Origin of the sequence: Kitasatospora sp. NPDC059160, assembly GCF_042755465.1 — a bacterium.
Taxonomy (GTDB): domain Bacteria; phylum Actinomycetota; class Actinomycetes; order Streptomycetales; family Streptomycetaceae; genus Kitasatospora.
The window spans coordinates 1-14,427 of sequence record NZ_JBHZCN010000078.1 but is presented as its reverse complement, the minus strand read 5'-3'; the positions used below and the strand labels follow the sequence as shown (position 1 = coordinate 14,427).

The 14,427-nt window shown below is 75.0% G+C and carries 15 protein-coding genes; 8 read left to right on the top strand and 7 right to left on the bottom strand.

What is annotated here, in order from left to right; genetic code table 11:
* Positions 1-29 precede the first annotated feature (29 nt).
* The 5 genes from ACFXOZ_RS29110 to ACFXOZ_RS29090 all read left to right on the top strand — a co-directional run bounded on the left by ACFXOZ_RS29110 (position 30) and on the right by ACFXOZ_RS29090 (position 6,005).
* Positions 30-788, top strand: a complete 759-nt coding sequence (locus ACFXOZ_RS29110) for an HAD family hydrolase (RefSeq protein ID WP_380530979.1) — start codon at positions 30-32, stop codon at positions 786-788.
* Positions 785-3,190, top strand: coding sequence for a glycoside hydrolase family 65 protein (locus ACFXOZ_RS29105; RefSeq protein WP_380530982.1), 2,406 nt, complete (start codon positions 785-787; stop codon positions 3,188-3,190). Before ACFXOZ_RS29110 ends, ACFXOZ_RS29105 begins: the two co-directional genes overlap by 4 nt.
* Positions 3,191-3,316: 126 nt before the next feature.
* A complete protein-coding gene (locus ACFXOZ_RS29100; RefSeq protein ID WP_375892865.1) occupies positions 3,317-5,050 on the top strand; it encodes a pyruvate dehydrogenase in 1,734 nt (577 codons plus the stop codon).
* A 71-nt stretch (positions 5,051-5,121) separates the two neighbouring features.
* On the top strand, positions 5,122-5,766 hold the full coding sequence (locus ACFXOZ_RS29095; protein ID WP_375892867.1) for a helix-turn-helix domain-containing protein: 645 nt from the start codon (positions 5,122-5,124) through the stop codon (positions 5,764-5,766).
* Positions 5,767-5,798: 32 nt separating this feature from the next.
* A complete protein-coding gene (locus ACFXOZ_RS29090; RefSeq protein ID WP_380530986.1) occupies positions 5,799-6,005 on the top strand; it encodes a DUF6126 family protein in 207 nt (68 codons plus the stop codon).
* Positions 6,006-6,076: 71 nt separating this feature from the next.
* Here ACFXOZ_RS29090 and ACFXOZ_RS29085 read toward each other — a convergent pair whose 3' ends face one another.
* Positions 6,077-7,510, bottom strand: coding sequence for a PLP-dependent aminotransferase family protein (locus ACFXOZ_RS29085; protein ID WP_380593252.1), 1,434 nt, complete (start codon positions 7,508-7,510; stop codon positions 6,077-6,079).
* 186 nt (positions 7,511-7,696) lie between these two features.
* Between ACFXOZ_RS29085 and ACFXOZ_RS29080 the strand changes: the two genes are divergently transcribed.
* A complete protein-coding gene (locus tag ACFXOZ_RS29080) occupies positions 7,697-8,596 on the top strand; it encodes a sigma-70 family RNA polymerase sigma factor (RefSeq protein ID WP_380593251.1) in 900 nt (299 codons plus the stop codon).
* A 75-nt stretch (positions 8,597-8,671) separates the two neighbouring features.
* Here the strand turns inward: ACFXOZ_RS29080 and ACFXOZ_RS29075 are convergent, their stop codons facing one another.
* The 4 genes from ACFXOZ_RS29075 to ACFXOZ_RS29060 form a co-directional block, all read right to left on the bottom strand.
* The gene (locus ACFXOZ_RS29075; RefSeq protein ID WP_380593250.1) at positions 8,672-9,409 is read right to left on the bottom strand and encodes a glucose 1-dehydrogenase; all 738 of its coding nucleotides are present in this window, start codon (positions 9,407-9,409) and stop codon (positions 8,672-8,674) included.
* Positions 9,410-9,561: 152 nt separating this feature from the next.
* Positions 9,562-10,479: an undecaprenyl-diphosphate phosphatase gene (locus ACFXOZ_RS29070; RefSeq protein WP_375892876.1), complete on the bottom strand. Its 918-nt coding sequence runs from the start codon at positions 10,477-10,479 to the stop codon at positions 9,562-9,564.
* Between the two features lie 136 nt (positions 10,480-10,615).
* Positions 10,616-10,795 carry a hypothetical protein gene (locus tag ACFXOZ_RS29065; RefSeq protein ID WP_375892878.1) on the bottom strand — a complete coding sequence of 60 codons (180 nt, stop codon included), beginning with the start codon at positions 10,793-10,795 and terminating at the stop codon, positions 10,616-10,618.
* Positions 10,796-11,002: 207 nt separating this feature from the next.
* Positions 11,003-11,782 carry an NRDE family protein gene (locus ACFXOZ_RS29060; RefSeq protein ID WP_380530999.1) on the bottom strand — a complete coding sequence of 260 codons (780 nt, stop codon included), beginning with the start codon at positions 11,780-11,782 and terminating at the stop codon, positions 11,003-11,005.
* Between the two features lie 224 nt (positions 11,783-12,006).
* Between ACFXOZ_RS29060 and ACFXOZ_RS29055 the strand changes: the two genes are divergently transcribed.
* Both ACFXOZ_RS29055 and ACFXOZ_RS29050 read left to right on the top strand, forming a co-directional pair.
* Positions 12,007-12,495 carry a carboxymuconolactone decarboxylase family protein gene (locus tag ACFXOZ_RS29055; RefSeq protein ID WP_380531002.1) on the top strand — a complete coding sequence of 163 codons (489 nt, stop codon included), beginning with the start codon at positions 12,007-12,009 and terminating at the stop codon, positions 12,493-12,495.
* Between the two features lie 11 nt (positions 12,496-12,506).
* Complete coding sequence (locus tag ACFXOZ_RS29050; protein WP_380593249.1) at positions 12,507-13,316, top strand: isocitrate lyase/phosphoenolpyruvate mutase family protein; 810 nt, start codon at positions 12,507-12,509, stop codon at positions 13,314-13,316.
* A 152-nt stretch (positions 13,317-13,468) separates the two neighbouring features.
* Here ACFXOZ_RS29050 and ACFXOZ_RS29045 read toward each other — a convergent pair whose 3' ends face one another.
* Together ACFXOZ_RS29045 and ACFXOZ_RS29040 are read right to left on the bottom strand one after the other, a co-directional pair.
* Positions 13,469-13,726, bottom strand: coding sequence for a hypothetical protein (locus ACFXOZ_RS29045; protein ID WP_375892885.1), 258 nt, complete (start codon positions 13,724-13,726; stop codon positions 13,469-13,471).
* Positions 13,727-13,807: 81 nt separating this feature from the next.
* The coding region (locus ACFXOZ_RS29040; RefSeq protein WP_380593248.1) for a cytochrome P450 at positions 13,808-14,427 on the bottom strand (620 nt) is incomplete at its 5' end.

The window sequence follows — 14,427 nt, the reverse complement described above, 5'->3', positions numbered from 1 at the left end:
CCCCCGCGTTCCCGGGGCAGACTGCACCCATGCTGGGGCTACCGGACGACATCCGCGCTTTCCTCTTCGACCTCGACGGGGTGCTCACCCGGACCGCGACCGTGCACGCCGCGGCCTGGAAGGACACCTTCGACGCCTTCCTGCGCGCCGAAGCCGCCCGCACCGGCGGGCCGTTCGTCCCCTTCGACGCCGTCACCGACTACGACACCTACGTGGACGGCCGCCCGCGCCTGGACGGCACCCGGGCCTTCCTGCGGAGCCGGGGCATCGACCTGCCCGAGGGCACCGAGGACGACCCGCCGAACACCCGCACCGTGCAGGGCGTCAGCCGGGCCAAGAACGACACCGTGCTGCGGCTGATCCGCGAGCAGGGCGTCGCCCCGTACGAGGGCTCGGTCGCCTACGTGCACCGGCTGCGCGCGCTGGGACTGCCCCGCGCGGTGGTCTCCTCCAGCGCCAACTGCCGGGACGTGCTGCGCTCGGCGGGCATCCTGGACCTCTTCGACGTGATCGTGGACGGCGTGGTCGCCAAGCAGCGGTCCCTGCCCGGCAAGCCCGCCCCGGACACCTACCTGTACGCCGCCCGCGAGCTGGGCGTCGAGCCCGCGCACGCCGCCGTCTTCGAGGACGCGCTGGCCGGGGTCGCCTCCGGCCGGGCCGGCGGCTTCGGCGCGGTGGTCGGGGTCAACCGCACCGGGCAGGCCGCCGAACTGCGCCGCGACGGCGCCACCGTGGTCGTCGACGACCTCGCCGAGCTGCTGTCGGACGACGAGGGGGCGACGTCATGAGTCCCGCCGACAACTTCGCCATCGACCCCTGGCAGATCACCGAACACGGCCTGGACCCGGCCTCGTTGGCCCGCGCCGAGTCCGTCTTCGCGCTCTCCAACGGCCACATCGGCCTGCGCGCCAACCTGGACGAGGGTGAGCCGCACGGCCTGCCCGGCACCTACCTCAACGGCGTCTTCGAACTGCGGCCGCTGCCCTACGGCGAGGGCGGCTACGGCTACCCGGAGTCCAGCCAGAGCGTCATCAACATCACCAACGGCAAGATCATCCGTCTGCTGGTGGACGACGAGCCCTTCGACCTGCGCTACGGCGAACTGGTCGGCCACACCCGCTGGTTGGACTTCCGCGAGGGACTGCTGCACCGCGAGTGCGAATGGACCTCCCCGGCCGGGCGGACCATCCGGGTGCGCTCCTCCCGGCTGGTCTCGCTCACCCAACGGGCCATCGCCGCCGTGGAGTACACCGTCGAGGCGGTGGACGGGCCGGTGCGGATCGTGCTCCAGTCCGAACTGGTCGCCAACGAGCAGCTGCCCGGCGGCCCCGAGGGGGACCCGCGGGCCGCCGCCGTGCTGGAGGCGCCGCTGCAGGCCGAGGCGCACCACGCGAGCGGCACCAAGGCCGTCCTGGTGCACCGCACCCGGTTCAGCGGCATCCGGGTCGCCGCCGGGATGGACCACGTCATCGAGGGCCCGGAGCGGCTGGACACCGTCGCCGAGGCCGAGGCCGACCACTGCCGGATCAGCGTCACCACCGTGCTCGCCCCCGGACAGCGGCTGCGGCTGGTCAAGTTCATGTCCTACGGCTGGTCCGGCACCCGCTCGCTGCCCGCCGTCCGGGACCAGGTCGAGGCCGCGCTGAACGCCGCCCGGTACACCGGCTGGGACGGCCTGGTCGCCGAACAGGCCGACTACCTCAGGGAGTTCTGGGAGACCAGCGACGTCGAGATCGAGGGCGACGTCGAACTCCAGCAGGCCGTCCGGTTCGCCGTCTTCCACGTCCTCCAGGCCGGCGCCCGCAGCGAGGAACGCGCCATCCCCGCCAAGGGGTTGACCGGCCCGGGCTACGACGGGCACAGCTTCTGGGACACCGAGACCTTCGTCCTGCCGGTGCTCACCTACTGCCTGCCCGGCGCCGTCAACCAGGCCCTGCGCTGGCGGCACACCACGCTCCCGCTGGCCCGCGAACGCGCCGCCCAACTCGGCCTGGCCGGCGCCGTGTTCCCCTGGCGGACGATCCGCGGCGAGGAGTGCTCCGGGTACTGGCCGGCCGGCACCGCGGCCTTCCACATCGGCGCTGACATCGCCGCCGCCGTGGCCCGCTACGTCCGGGCCACCGGGGACGCGGAGTTCGAGCGCGAGTACGGCCTCGAACTCCTGGTGGAGACCGCCCGGATGTGGCGCTCGCTCGGCCACCACGACAGCGCCGGCCGGTTCCGGATCGAGGGCGTCACCGGCCCCGACGAGTACAGCGCCGTCGCCGACAACAACGTCTACACCAACCTGATGGCGCAGACGAACCTGCGCGCCGCCGCCGAGGCCGCCGTCCGCCACCCGCGCGAGGCCGACGCGCTCGGCGTGGACACCGAGGAAACCGCCGCCTGGCGCGACGCCGCCGCCGCGATGTACGTCCCGTACGACGCGGACCTCGGCGTCCACCCCCAGGCCGACGGCTTCACCCACCACCAGGTCTGGGACTTCGAGGGCACCCCGCCGGAGAAGTACCCGCTGCTGCTGCACTACCCGTACTTCGACCTGTACCGCAAGCAGGTGGTCAAGCAGGCCGACCTGGTGCTCGCCATGCAGGTCCGCGGCGACGCCTTCACCGACGAGCAGAAGGCCCGCAACTTCGCCTACTACGAGCGGCTCACCGTCCGGGACTCCTCGCTCTCCGCCTGCACCCAGGCCGTGATCGCCGCCGAGGTCGGACAGCTCGACCTCGCTTACGACTACACCGCCGAGGCCGCCCTGATGGACCTCCACGACCTCGGCGGCAACACCCGCGACGGCCTGCACATGGCCTCGCTCGCCGGGGCCTGCATCGCCCTGGTGGCCGGCTTCGGCGGGCTGCGCGACCACGGGGAGACGCTGGACTTCCGGCCCCGGCTGCCCTCCGGGCTGATGCGGCTGAGCTTCTCGCTGCTGGTCCGCGGCCACCTGCTCGGCGTCCGGATCACCCACGAGGGCACCACCTACACCCTGCGCCGCGGCGAGGTGATCCACCTGCGGCACGACGGCGAGACGGTCCAGGTCAAGGCCGGCACCCCGGTCACCCTGCCTACCACCGTCCCGCCCGCCCAGGAGCGCTGCGCCCAGCCCCCGGGGCGCGAGCCGGCCCGCCGCCAGCCCCAGGCGGGCCTGGTGGCCGGCAAGCTCGGCCAGCAGGACCACCTGGCGGCGGAGTAGCCGCGCCGGTCGCTCGCCTGTTCGGGCCCGCTCCGGATGCGGGGCGGGCCCGCACCTCGGAGGGTGGGCACGTCCGGTGACAACCGGCGCCCGGCCGAGCCCGGCGCCCGGCGAAGGGGTGCGCCCGTGGCGACGGTGGCGGAACAGATGGTGGAGGTGCTCCGGCAGGCCGGGGTGGAGCGGGTCTACGGCGTCGTCGGGGACAGCCTCAACCCGGTCGTCGACGCGATCCGCCGGGCGGACGGCATCGGCTGGGTGCACGTGCGCAACGAGGAGGCCGGTGCCTTCGCGGCCGCCGCCGAGGCCGAGCTCAGCGGCCGGCTGGCGGTCTGCGCCGGCTCCTGCGGCCCCGGCAACACCCACCTGATCCAGGGCCTGTACGACGCCCAGCGCAGCGGCCTGCCGGTGCTCGCGCTGGCCTCGCACATCCCGTCCGGGCAGATCGGCACCGGCTTCTTCCAGGAGACCCACCCCGAGCGGGTGTTCACCGACTGCAGCAACTGGTGCGAGATGCTCTCCACCCCCGCCCAGCTGCCCCGGCTGCTGCGGGTCGGCATCCAGCACGCGCTGGGTTCGCACGGCGTCTCGGTGCTCGCCTTCCCCGGAGACGTCGCAGCCCTGCCCGCCGCCGGGCCGACCGGCAGCAGCCACTTCCTCACCGAGCAGGCGGTGGCCGCGCCGCCCTGGTCCCAGGTGCGGGAGCTGGCCCGGCTGCTGAACGCGGCCCGCCGGGTCACCCTGTTCTGCGGTGCCGGGGTGCGCGGTGCGCACGCCGAGGTGATGGCGGTCGCCGAGGCGCTGCACGCGCCGGTCGGGCACTCGCTGCGCGGCAAGGAGTGGATCCAGTTCGACAACCCGTACGACGTCGGGATGAGCGGACTGCTCGGCTACGGCGCCTGCCACGAGGCGCTGCACTCCGCCGACCTGGTGCTGCTGCTCGGCACCGACTTCCCGTACGACTCCTTCCTGCCGCAGGCGCACACCGTCCAGGTCGACCACGACGCGACCAGGCTGGGCCGGCGCACCGCCCTGGAGCTGGCCGTGCACGGCGACGTCGCGGCCACCCTGCGGGCCGTCCTGCCGCTGCTGGAGGCGAAGCCGGACCGCTCCTTCCTGGACGGCCTGCTGCGCAAGCACTGCAAGTCGCTGGAGGACGTGATCGGCGCCTACACCCGGGACATCGAGAAGCACCTGCCGATCCACCCGGAGTACGTCGCCTCGGTGCTGGACGACGTCGCCGCCGAGGACGCGGTGTTCACCGTGGACACCGGGATGAACAACGTCTGGGCCGCCCGCTACCTCCGGCCGAACGGCCGCCGCCGGGTGATCGGCTCCTTCCTGCACGGCTCGATGGCGAACGCCCTCCCGCACGCGATCGGCGCCCAACTCGCCTGCCCCGGGCGGCAGGTGATCGCGATGGCGGGCGACGGCGGGATCGGCATGCTGCTCGGCGAACTGCTCACGGTGGCCAAGCACCGGCTGCCGGTGAAGACGGTGGTCCTCAACAACGGCGCGCTCGGCATGATCAAGCTGGAGATGCTGGTCTCCGGCTACCCGGAGTACGAGATCGACAACGGGGACGTGGACTACGCGGGCATCGCCCGGGCGATGGGCATCCCGGCCAAGCGGGTCACCGAGCCGGCCAGGGTCCGGGAGGTGCTGGCGGAGGCGCTGGAACGGCCCGGACCGGCCCTGGTGGACGTGGTCACCGACCCCAACGCGCTGTCCATCCCGCCGCGGATCACCGCCGCCCAGGTGAAGGGCTTCGCGCTGGCCGCCGGGCGGACGGTGCTGTCCGGCGGGGTCGGGCGGATGGTCGACCTGGCGCGCAGCAACCTGCGGAACATCCCCCGGCCGTGAGCCCCCTCGGAGCGGTTTGCCCCTGAGGCAAGTTTCTTGCCCCTGCGGCAGGGCGGGTGTCCACTGGACGCATGAGCAGCAGCACCACCGGTGCCACCGGCACTCCCGCCGACGACGGCCGGCTCGACGACCAGGAGGTCGCCGGCCTCGCCGCCCGCCTCCGCGAGCACCGGCTCAGCAGCCGCCTCACCCTGGAGGTCGCCGCAGGCCGGATCGGCCTCTCCCCAGCCTATCTGTCCCGGCTGGAGACCGGCCGCCGCCAGCCCTCGCTGCCCGTCCTGCTCGGCCTGGCCCGCGCCTACGGCACCTCGGTCTCCGGGCTGCTCGGCGAGGCCCTGGTCGAACCGGACCCGGTGGTCCGCGGCGGCGCCATCGAGCCCGGCCGGGCCGGCGGCTGGGGCTACCGCCGGGCCGGCGCCCCCGGCCGCGCCATGCAGGCCCTACGGGTGTTCGTCCCGCCGGGCGTCCAGGACGAGGTGGTCCGGGTCCACCCCGGCGAGGAGTGGCTGTACGTCCTGCGCGGGGAACTGCGGGTCACCCTCGGCGACCGCGTCCACCACCTCGCCCCCGGCGACTCCGCGCACTACGACTCGCTCACCCCGCACTGCATCGCCGCCGCATCCGGCACCGGCGTCGAACTGCTCTTCGTCCACACCCTGTTGCAGAGCCCCGGCGGCGAACTCTGCCTCGGCGGCGGCCCCGCCGCGAGCCACTGACCAGCCGTCAGAACACCTCGGAGGAGATCACCATGGCCGATCCCACCACCGCCGACACCGCCGCCGCCACCACCGGTGCCGTCGGTGCCCCCGACACCGCCGCCGGCCCGAAGACCGTCGACGCCGGCAAGTGGGCCAACAAGCGGGTCTACCACCGCCTGGTGATCTACACCGTGGGCTGCCACCTCTTCGCCGGGTTCATCATCCTGCTGTTCGAACTGGGCACCCGCAACAAGTAGGTGACCCCACCTGCCGGGCGTCCGTCTCCGCCCCCGTCGGAGGCGGGCGCCCGTCCGACCGCCCGGCGCGGTCAGGCGTCGCGGAGCACTCGGCAGAGGGCCTCCAGGGCCGCCGGGAAGGCGTGCTCCGGCGGGGACCCGTAGCCGATCACCAGCGCGGGCCCGGTCTCCTGCTCCGCCCCCGGCGTCGCCGGGTCGGCGCGGTGCCGGTCGAGGCCGCTGAGGGCCAGTCCGGCGGCCTCGGCGCGGGCCAGCAGCTCCGCCTCCGGCGTCGCGCCGGGCGGGAGTTGCAGGACGGCGTGCAGTCCGGCCGCGATGCCGGTGATCTCGACCTGCGGGGCGTGCTCGGCGAGCGCGGCGACCAGCCGGTCCCGGCGGCGCCGGTAGTGCAGCCGGCAGCGCCGCACGTGCCGGTCGTACGTCCCCGAGGTGATCAGCTCGGCCAGGGTCAGCTGGTCCAGCACCGGGGACATCGTGTCCGCGAGCACCTTCGACCGGGCGACCGGTTCGACCAGCGCGTCCGGCAGGGCCAGCCAGGCCAGCCGCAGGCCCGGGGCCAGGCTCTTGGCGGCGGTGCCCGCGTACACCACCCGCTCCGGGTCGAGGGCCTGCATCGCGCCGAGCGGCTGCCGGTCGTAGCGGAACTCGCCGTCGTAGTCGTCCTCGATCACGTACCGGTCCTGCTCGCGCGCCCACCGCACCGCGGCCGCCCGCCGGTCGGCGGACAGCGGCGCGCCGGTCGGGAACTGGTGGGCGGGGGTGAGCAGGGCGGCGGCGGGGCCGGCGTCCAGCCGGTCGACCAGCGCGCCCTCGCAGTCCAGCGGCAGCGGGACGGTCGCCAGCCCGGCGGCCCGCACCACGGCGTGCTGCGGCGGCAGCCCGTACGCCTCCACCGCGAGCGAACGGGCCCCGCGCTCCTTCAACGCCGCGCACAGCAGCCCCAGGCCCTGCTGGAAGCCGCTGCACACGAGCAGGTGGTCCGGGTCGGTGCGGACCCCGCGGACCCGGGCCAGGTAGTCGGTCAGCGCCTCGCGCAGTTCGATCCGGCCCAGCGGGCTGCCGTAGCCGAACGCGTCGTGCGGTGCGGTGGCGAGGGCCCGGCGGGCTGCGGCCAGCCAGGCGTTGCGGGGGAACAGCGAGAGGTCGGGCCGCCCGGACATCAGGTCGTGCCGGACGCTCGGCCGCCGCCCCCCGGTGGGCGCGGACCGCGTGCCCCGCACCGGCACGGCCCGCCGCGCGACGGTGGTGCCGGACCCCTGCCGCGAGCTGAGCCACCCCTCGGCGGCGAGCTGCCCGTACGCCTCGACCACCGTGTTGCGGGCGATCCCGAGGTCCTCCCCGAGCGCCCGCGACGACGGCAGCCGCGTCCCGGGCGCCAGCCGCCCGTCCTGCACCGCCTCGCGCAGCGCGTCCTCCAGCGCCGCCCGCAGCCCGGCGCCGGCAGCACGCCGCCCGGTGAGGTCCAGATGCAGATCGCCGCCGAAGGCGGTCCAGGAGCCGTTCACGGGCCCCATTCTCGCCTGTCGCGGCGGGTGCCGATGTGCTCGAAGCGGTGGCCGTCCTCCCTCGGGTTCGGCAGAATCGGGTGGGGTCGTCGGGGCTGGTGGGGCCGGTCGGGCCGGTGGGACCGTCGGGGTGGGCGGTCGGTGTCCGTCATCGATCCGACGGGTGCCGAGACGAGGATGTGACAGATGGGCGAGGAGAACTCCGGAGCGGAGCTGCTGGCCGCGCGGTTCGAGGCGGAGCGGCCCCAACTGCGGTCCGTGGCCTACCGGATGCTGGGCTCGGTCGCCGAGGCGGAGGACGCCGTCCAGGAGGCGTGGTTCAGGCTGAGCCGCGGTGACACGGGCGAGCTGCGCAACCTCGGGGCCTGGCTGACCAGGGTGGTCGGCCGGATCTGCCTGGACCAGCTGCGCTCCCGGGCCTCCCGGCGGGAGGACCCGCTGCCCGAGCAGCAGGAGGGGCGGGTGCGGCTGCCGGATCCGGGGGTGAGCGGGTCGGCGGCGCTGGACCCGGTGCACGGGATCCTGGTCGCGGACTCGGTGGGCATCGCGCTGATGGTGGTGCTGGAGACGCTCTCCCCGGCGGAGCGGGTGGCCTTCGTGCTGCACGACCTGTTCGACGTGCCCTTCGACGGGATCGCCGAGGTGCTCGGCCGGACCGCCGCCTCGACCCGCCAACTGGCCAGCCGCGCCCGCCGCCGGGTGCAGGGCGCCACCCCGGCCGGCGACACCGACGACGGGCTCAAGCGCACGGTGGTGGAGGCCTTCCTGGCCGCCGCCCGGGGCGGGGACTTCGACGCCCTGCTGACGGTGCTGGACCCGGAGGTGGTGGCCCGGTCCGACGGCGGCCCGCTGGTGCCGAGCGTGCTGCGCCGGGGCGCGGCCGAGGTCGCCGCCCAGGCGATCGCCTTCGCCCGGTTCGCCGCCGACGGGCGCCTGGTGCTGGTCAACGGCTCGCCCGGCGTGGTGTCCTTCGCCGGGGGCCGCCCGCTGTCGGTCATGTCCTTCACGATCCACCGCGGCCGGATCACCGGACTGGACGTCCTCACCGACCCGGACCGGCTGGCCGCCCTGGGGCTCACCGGGTAGAACGCCCGCGGGCCGTACGGCAGTTCGCCGTACGGCCCGCGGGTTGTCGTCGGTGCGCCGTCGGTGCGCCGTCGGTCAGCCCAGGCCGCCGGTGGCCCGGAGGTTCTGCCCGGTGACCCAGCGGGCGTCCGGCCCGGCCAGGAAGGCGACCACGTCGGCGATGTCCTCGGGCTGTCCGAGCCGGCGCAGCGGGGTCAGGCCCGCGACCCGGTCGAGCGCCTCGGGCGGGTTGGCGGCACGCAGCAGGTCGGTGTCGGTGGCGCCGGGGGAGACGGTGTTGACGGTGATGCCGCGCGGGCCGAGTTCGGCCGCGGCGACGGCGGTGAGCTGTTCGACGGCGCCCTTGCTGGCGGCGTACGCGGCGATGCCGGGGACGGGGCGCACGGTGTTCACGCTGGAGATGTTGACGATCCGTCCGCCGTCGCGCATCCGGCGGGCCGCGTAGCGGACGGTGGCGAACACGGCGCGGGTGTTGACGGCCAGGACGGCGTCGAAGGCCGTGTCGTCGAGGTCCGCGAGCGGGGTGGGGGCGAAAGACCGCGCGGCGTTGTTCACCAGGATGTCCAGCCCGCCGAGCAGTTCCTCGGCCGTGGCCATCAGCCGCTCGGCGGCGCCCGGTTCGGCGAGGTCGGCCGGTACGGCCCAGGCGCGTCCGCCGCCCGCCGCCACCGCGTCGACCACCGCCTCGGCGGCCGCCCGGTCGGTGGCGTAGCCGAGGACGACGTCCGCGCCCTCGCGCGCCAGCCGCTCGACGATCGCCCGTCCGATGCCCCGCGAGCCGCCCGTGACGACCGCCGGCCTGCCCTCGGCCACCCTGCGCACCTGTCCTGCCGCCGTTCCTGCCACCGTTCCACCTCTCGCGAAGTCGCCTGTCCTGCCGGTGACATGGTCGCCGAGGCGGCCGTTCGGCGCGCGGGATTTCCGGCGGGGCCGACTGTGGGCTGTCGGAGCCGCGGGAGGGGGGCTCAGATCGAGAGGTAGATCGCGCTGCCGAGGCCGGCCAGGAAGCAGTACACCGCGAACGGGGTCAGGCTGCGGGTCTCGAAGTACTTGGTGAGGAAGCGCACCGAGATGTAGCCGGCCACGAAGGCGGCGACGCTGCCGGCCGCGACCGGGCCGAGCACGGAGGAGTTCTCCGGCTTGAACAGCTCGGGCACCTTCAGCACCGAGGCGGCCAGGATGACCGGGGTGGCGAGCAGGAAGGAGAACCGGGCGGCGTCCTCGTGGTGCAGCCCGCGCAGGATGCCGGCGCTCATGGTGACGCCGGAGCGGCTGATGCCGGGGAACAGCGCGAGGATCTGGGCGGCGCCGATCCAGGCGCCCTGGCCGTAGCCGAGCCTGGTCAGCCGGACGTCGGAGGCGGTCGCCGGGTCGAGGCCGGGCTCGTCGACGGGGGCGGCGTACCCGGCCCGGCGGCGGCCGCTGCCGCCGCGCTTGAGCCGTTCGGCGCCGAGCAGCACCAGGCCGTTGAGGGCGAGGAAGACCGCGGCGGGCAGCGGCTTGCCGAGGGCGTGCCGCAGGGCCTTCTCCAGCACGAGTCCGGCCACGCCGACCGGGATGGTGGAGATGATGAGCAGCCAGGTGAGCTTCTCGTCCCGGGTCTGCACCCGGCGGTGCCGGATCGAGCTGACCAGGCCGCTGACCACCCGGACCCAGTCCCGCCGGAAGAACACCACCAGGGCGAGCGCGGTGGCCAGGTGCAGGGCGACCAGCGCGGCGAGGTAGGGGGAGCCGTCGGCGGTCATGTCGAGGTCCTGCTGGATCTTCCCGCCGAGCACGGCCGGAAGCAGGATGCTGTGGCCCAGGCTGGAGACCGGGAAGAGTTCCGTCACACCCTGCAGCAGGCCGACGCCTATCGCTTCCGGGTAGGTCAGGGTGGACATCGCGCACCTTCGCTCGGGGGTCTGCGGCCGCCCGATCCCGGTGGCCACCGCGAAGCTACTACGGGCATGTAGACGCCTGGCAGGCCCGCTCCCAGAAGTTCATCGAGCGTATGTCCGGGCGTCACCGGGCCCGGACTCAGCCGAACAGCGCGCCGGCCAGGGCGCCCAGCAGACTGCCGAACGGCACGCTCCGGTGCACGGCGGCGCCGAGCAGCAGACCGGCGGTCGCGGCGAGCGGGACGCCCAGCAGCGGCAGGGCGACGGCCAGCAGGGCGGACCGGCGGGGCGGGCGGGGCGTGCGGGGCAGGCGGTCCATCGGGCGCCTCCTACGGGGGCGAGGGGTCGACGGAGCCCTACGATGCAGCCTCCCGCAGCGTCAGCTTCAAGTCCTTTTCCGGGACCCGGTCCGGACGTACGTCCGTCTCGGACGTCCGGATCGCTCGCGGGCGGCCGGCCGGGACGTACGTCCGTCTCGGACGTCCGTGTCGGTCGGACGTACGACCTGGACGCACGTCCGTTCCGGTCAGGCCTCGACCCGCCGCCACCCCGACCCGTCGGCGGGCACCGGGGCGGTCGCGAAGTCGTAGCGCAGCAGGTCCGGCCCGAGTGCCAGCAGGGAGATCGAGGAGGAGCCCCAGATCCGCCCGTCGCCGAAGTCCCGGCGCTGGATCAGCGCGGCGTCCTCGTCCGGCGCCAGCCCGTCGCCGGTGACGACCGGCAGCCAGCCGCCCCAGGCCCGCTCGGTCGGGCCGTCGGCGGTGGGGCTCGGCCGGGGCTCGGCGCGGAACCGGGCCCGGAAGTGGTCCGCGCGGGCGGCCATCAGCGAGCGGATCCGCTCGGAGGCGGTGCGGTTGGCCGCCATCCCCTCCAGCCCGTCGTTGAGCACCACGCTGAGCCCGGTGGGCAGTTCGTGCTCGGTGAGCCGGCCGCCGCCCCAACTGGCGACCCGGGCGCCGTCGGGGCGGACCTGGACGAGGTGGAAGGGGTCGTACGGCGTCAGGTCGAGGTGGCCGATCCCGCCCTCGCGGACGGCGGTGAGCGGGAGTTCGCCGCGGCTGAGCCTGCTGTCGGCGGGGGCGAGCGGGCCGAAGCCGTTCAGCAGGCAGGCGGCGGTGCGCCGGGTCGGGTCGACGGCCAGCCAGGTGCCGCCGGCCGCGAGGTCCAGTCCGCCGAGCAGTTCGGGCCGCTGCGGCCAGTGGTGGTCCGGCGGCAGCCAGGCGCGGCCGAGGTACTCGTCCCGGACGGAGAGCAGCAGCACCGGTACCGCTGCCTCCGGTTCGATGCTGATGAACGCCGTGCACACGGTCCCGTCCCCCTGGTCCGATCCGCTGGTCCGATCTGCCGGTCCGATCCGCCGGTCCCGCCCCCTGGTCCGATCCGCTCGGAAGGTGCGAGGATCCGGAGGTCCGAGGATCCGAAGATCCACCAGCGATCCTCGCACGCCCGTTCGTGCGCCGGAAGTGGCCCAAGGATCCGAGCGGCGAATGCACCAGTGGGACGGGCCAGTCGGCTCCTAGGCTGGCGACCGTGACGACGAACGAGACCGAGACCCACCAGACCGACGCCGTGCCCGCCCCCGAGCTGCGCCTGCAGCTGGGGCGGCTCGCCCCCGAGTTCTACCAGGCCATGATCGCCGTGGACCGGGCCTCCCGGCAGGGCCTGGACCCGGTCCTCGCCGAGCTGGTCAAGGTGCACGCCTCGATGATCAACGGCTGCGCCTTCTGCATCGACATGCACGCCACCGACGCCCGCAAGAACGGCGAGCAGGACCACCGCCTGGTCTCCCTCCCCGCCTGGCGCGAGACCCCGTGGTTCACCGCCCGTGAGCGGGCCGCCCTCGCCCTCACCGAGTCGGTCACCCTGCTCACCCAGGGGCACGTGCCGGACGCCGTGTACGCCGAGGCCGCCGCGCACTTCGAGCAGGCCGAACTGGCCCAGCTGATCGCGCTGATCGCCACCATCAACGCCTGGAACCGGATCGGCGTGTCCACCCGCATGAGCCCGGCCGCGAAGTGAGCGGGGCCGCGATGACCACCCAGCAGGAGAAGGCCCGGCTGCTCCGGGAGCTGCACCGCCCGGGCGAGCCGCTGGTGCTGGCCAACGTGTGGGACGCGGCGAGCGCCCGGCTGGTGGCCGGCGCCGGGGCGCGGGCGCTGGCGACGGCCAGCGCCAGCGTGTCCTGGTCGCTCGGCAGCCCGGACGGCGGCGGCGCCGACCGCGACCAGGTGCTGGCCCGTACCGCCGAGGTGGTCCGCTCGGTCGACCTGCCGGTCACCGCGGACCTGGAGAGCGGCTACGCGGACACCGCGGCCGGGGTCGGCGCGACCGTCACCGCGCTGCTCGCCACCGGCGCGGTCGGGGTGAACCTGGAGGACGCGGACCACACCCCGGAGCAGGCCGCGGAGCGGGTCGCGGCGGCCCGGGCGGCGGCCGACGCGGCCGGCGTCCCGCTGTTCCTGAACGCCCGGACCGACGTGTTCCTGCACGGCCTGGGCGAGCCGGAGGGCCGGCTGGACGAGGCGGTCCGCCGGCTGCGGGCGTACGTCGAGGCGGGCGCGGACGGCGTGTTCGTCCCCGGCGTCGCCGACCCGGAGACCGTCGCCGCCCTGGTCGCGGCCGTCCCGGCCCCGCTGAACGTGCTGGCGGCGCCGGGCGCACCCACGGTCGCCGAGCTGGCGAAGCTGGGCGTGGCCCGGATCAGCCTGGGCCCGGGCCTGGCCAAGGTGGCCTACGCGGCGGTCCGCCGGGCGGCCGAAGAGGTGTACGGGAGTGGTACGTACGCCGCCCTGGACGGCGGGCTGACCTACCCGGAGCTCAACGGCCTGTTCACGGGCTGAGCCCCGGGGGCGGGCAGCAGACAGGAGCGGGCGGCGGACCGGACGGGGGTCGGTCGGCCGCCCGCTCCACCGCACGTCCGGGCGGCCCGGTGCGGCGGGCGGCCCGGTGCGGTGGGCGGCCCGTGCGGTGGGCGGCCCGTGCGGCGGGTGGGTCAGCCGATCTGCCCGCTGAGCCCCGGGTGGGACATCTGGTTGGTGCCGATGGCCTCCACCTCGTCGGCCGTGTGCCCGACCACCGGGAGCTTGCCCGCGGTCTGCAGGGCGAGGTCGGCGGGGGAGAGGGTGAGGCCGTCGGTGAGGCCGCCGGTGGCGTCCGGCGAGCTGGCGACCTGGCTGGTGGCGGAGGCCGCCGGGGCGGCGAGGGCGAGGCCCGCCATGGTGAGGGCGGCGAGGGTGGCGAGTTTCTTCATGCCCTGCCGAACGACCGGGCCGCCCTCAGGTAACCGGGTGGCGGCAACCGTCACCCCTGTCGCCCGTTCCGGCGGCCCGCATCACCCGCCCGTCCCCCGGACCGTCACCCGCAGCGTCCGTACGCTGTTGCTCACGAACGAGCCGATCGGCTCCGGCCGTTCGCCCTCCGCCAGGGCCAGCGCCGGGAACCGGGCGAACAGGTGCCGCAGCGCCGTCTCCGCCTCCAGCCGGGCCAGCCCCGAGCCGAGGCAGAAGTGCGGGCCGTGTCCGAGCGACAGGTGCCGGGCGGGCTGCCGGGTGAGGTCGAAGCGGTCGGCGTCCGGGTAGTGCCCGGCGTCGCGCCCGGCCGCGGCGTACGAGGCGAGCAGGGCCTCGCCGCGGCGGATCACCACGTCGCCGACCTCGATGTCCTCGCTCGCGTAGCGCAGCGGGAACTGGCCGACCGGCGAGTCGTGGCGCAGCGTCTCCTCCACCACCGCGGACCACGGCTGCGCGCCGTCCAGCACCAGTCGCAGCTGGTCGGGGTGGGCGAGCAGGGCCCGGACGGCGTTGGTGATCAGGTTGAGCGTGGTCTCGTGCCCGGCCACCAGCATCAGCAGCAGGGTGCCGACGAGTTCGGCCTCGCTGAGCCCGTCCCCGGCCTCGCGGACGGCTATCAGGTCGGTGGTGAGGTCGTCCCCGGGTTCGGCCCGCTTGGCGG